Source organism: Bacillus cereus group sp. BfR-BA-01330 (assembly GCF_022663885.1).
In the GTDB taxonomy this organism is placed as follows: Bacteria; Bacillota; Bacilli; order Bacillales; family Bacillaceae_G; genus Bacillus_A; species Bacillus_A cereus.
Genome location: NZ_JAKUGK010000024.1, coordinates 1 through 2599, shown reverse-complemented (window position 1 = coordinate 2599; position 2599 = coordinate 1). Strand labels below are relative to the sequence as shown.

The window sequence follows — 2599 nt, the reverse complement described above, 5'->3', positions numbered from 1 at the left end:
TGATGGCAGAGAGGTCACACCCGTTCCCATACCGAACACGGAAGTTAAGCTCTCTAGCGCCGATGGTAGTTGGGACCTTGTCCCTGTGAGAGTAGGACGTCGCCAAGCAAGCTTAAGACGAGTCAGAATGACTCGTCTTTTTTGTGTTTTATAACTTCTTTTTAAAGCTAAATATTTTGAAGTGCTTCTCGCTTTTTAAAAAGGTTTTTGAGTACGTAGCTATATAAGTTTTATTCAATTTCTTTCGTGATTTTTTATATGTAATTTAAGATTTTCTATTTTATTTCTTAAAGATAGGATTCATCAGTGTGTTAAAATAGTACAGTTGTTTTTGATGTACTTTAATATAAGAAGATTTAAGTTAGAAAAGGAGATAATATGAAAAAGATAAGTATAATTACTATAGTAGTCTTAGTCCTGCTAGTAATCGTGTATATGTTAGTTGGAAATTATTTTTATAACTATGCGTTAAATGCGAAACAAGAAAAGGAATTTTTGCAAGATAATCCTCATTTAGTAGAAACGGTAAGTGCATCGGGAGATGTATTGGCTGCAAATGAAGAAAAGAATGCAAACTTCGTATCGAAGTATAAACCTAACACATTAACTATACGTTCTTTCGATAAATTAAATTTAAAAGGTTATGAATATATGAATGAACCATCTAGTCATAAATGGGCAATTGTAGTTCATGGATACAATGGTAGAGCATCAGAAATGACGAAATATGTTCGTAATTTCTATGAACAAGGCTATAATGTCATAGCACCAGACCTTCGTGGACATGGAAATAGTGAAGGAGATTATGTTGGTATGGGCTGGCATGATCGTAAAGATGTTTTGATTTGGATTCAACAAATCTTAAAGAAAGATCCTAATGCTGAAATAGCTCTATTTGGTGTTTCGATGGGCGGGGCAACTGTAATGATGACTTCAGGAGAAGATTTACCTTCTAATGTTAAAGTTATTATTGAAGATTGTGGATACTCAACTGTTATTGATGAATTTACTTATCAACTAAAAGATTTATTCCATTTACCGAAGTTTCCTGTTATGAATGCGGCAAATACGGTTACTAAATTAAGAGCTGGTTACGATTTAGAAGAGGCTTCAGCTGTAAAACAAGTAGCGAAAAGTAAAACACCTATGTTATTCATTCATGGGGATGCTGATACATTCGTTCCTTTTGAAATGTTAGATGAAGTATATAATGCTGCAAAAGTAGAAAAAGAGAAATTAATTGTTCCAGGTGCTGGACATGGAGAAGCGGAGAAAGTAGATTCGAATAAATATTGGAATACTGTATGGAAGTTCGTAGGGAAGTATATTCCGGCATAATTAAAGTTGTTGCATATATATAGACGATAATCGGAGGGATAATAGTTAATCCTTTTGATTATCGTTTTTTTTGTTAATTAGGTATTCTGCTATAAGTGTGTTTTTGTATGTACTATATGAAGGAGATAGAGCAAAAACTTTTGAATTCCTTAATCTCAGTGCTACAATGATTGAAAACTAAATGTTAATGAGGTGTTTTTTATGAAAATTGAAGTATGGTCGGATTTTGTATGTCCATTTTGCTATATTGGGAAACGTAGATTAGAGATGGCTTTAGAACAATTTCCGCATAAGAAGGATGTTGAAGTTGAGTTTAAAAGTTTTGAATTAGACCAAAATGCTCCAATCTATTCTGGAACAAGTATTAATGAAGTACTTGCATCAAAGTATGGAATTAGTATTGAAGAAGCTAAGCGTAATAACGTACAGTTAGGAAATCATGCAGCTAGTATGGGTTTAAGTTTTAATTTTGATGAGATGAAGCCGACGAACACGTTTGATGCGCATCGTCTTGCGAAGTTTGCAAAGAATCAAGGGAAAGAAAAAGAGATTACGGAAAATTTACTTTTTGCATATTTCACTGAATCGAAAAATTTAAGCGATGTGGATACACTTGCTACCATCGCTGAAGCTTCAGGTTTAGATAAGCAAGAATCTTTAAAGGTTATTAATGATAAAAATGCGTATGCAAATGATGTTAGAATTGATGAAGCGATTGCTCAGCAATATCAAATTTCGGGAGTGCCTTATTTTATTATTAATCAAAAGTATGCTATTTCAGGTGCACAACCACTTGAAACTTTTGTTGGTGCACTTCAGCAAGTGTGGGAAGAAGAGAATCCTGCACCTAAGTTGCAAGAACTTTCTTCAGAGGGTGGAAGCGATCTTTCTTGTACTGATGGAAGTTGTTCGGTGCCGTCGAAAGAACAATAGTTTTTATGGTAGAAGAGCACCCCATAGATTGTTCTGTGGAGTGCTTGTATATAACTATAGAAGAAATACATAAGTGAAATCTATAAAATATAAAGTTTTTTGAAAAACGTATTGACGATTATACTTTAGAGGTGTAATATAGAACAAGTCGCCGATGACAATAACGTCGAAAGCGACAAACGAAATAAAAAACTTAGTTGACATCAATTAACGAAAGTGTTAACATAAGGAAGTCGCAAATGAGCGACCAAGTAGTTCTTTGAAAACTGAACGAAACAAACAACGTGAAACGTCAATTTTTATTTTAGATGCTAGACAAACTAACTTT

General features: G+C 33.7%; 2 protein-coding genes and 1 rRNA gene. All 3 read left to right on the top strand.

Going from position 1 to position 2599, the window contains the following annotated elements:
* A 5S ribosomal RNA gene (rrf, locus tag MR112_RS28535) occupies positions 1-108 on the top strand; the annotation flags it as partial.
* A 270-nt stretch (positions 109-378) separates the two neighbouring features.
* Positions 379-1338: an alpha/beta hydrolase gene (locus MR112_RS28530; protein ID WP_033692091.1), complete on the top strand. Its 960-nt coding sequence runs from the start codon at positions 379-381 to the stop codon at positions 1336-1338.
* Positions 1339-1539: 201 nt separating this feature from the next.
* On the top strand, positions 1540-2271 hold the full coding sequence (locus tag MR112_RS28525) for a DsbA family oxidoreductase (RefSeq protein ID WP_065223797.1): 732 nt from the start codon (positions 1540-1542) through the stop codon (positions 2269-2271).
* Positions 2272-2599 lie beyond the last annotated feature (328 nt).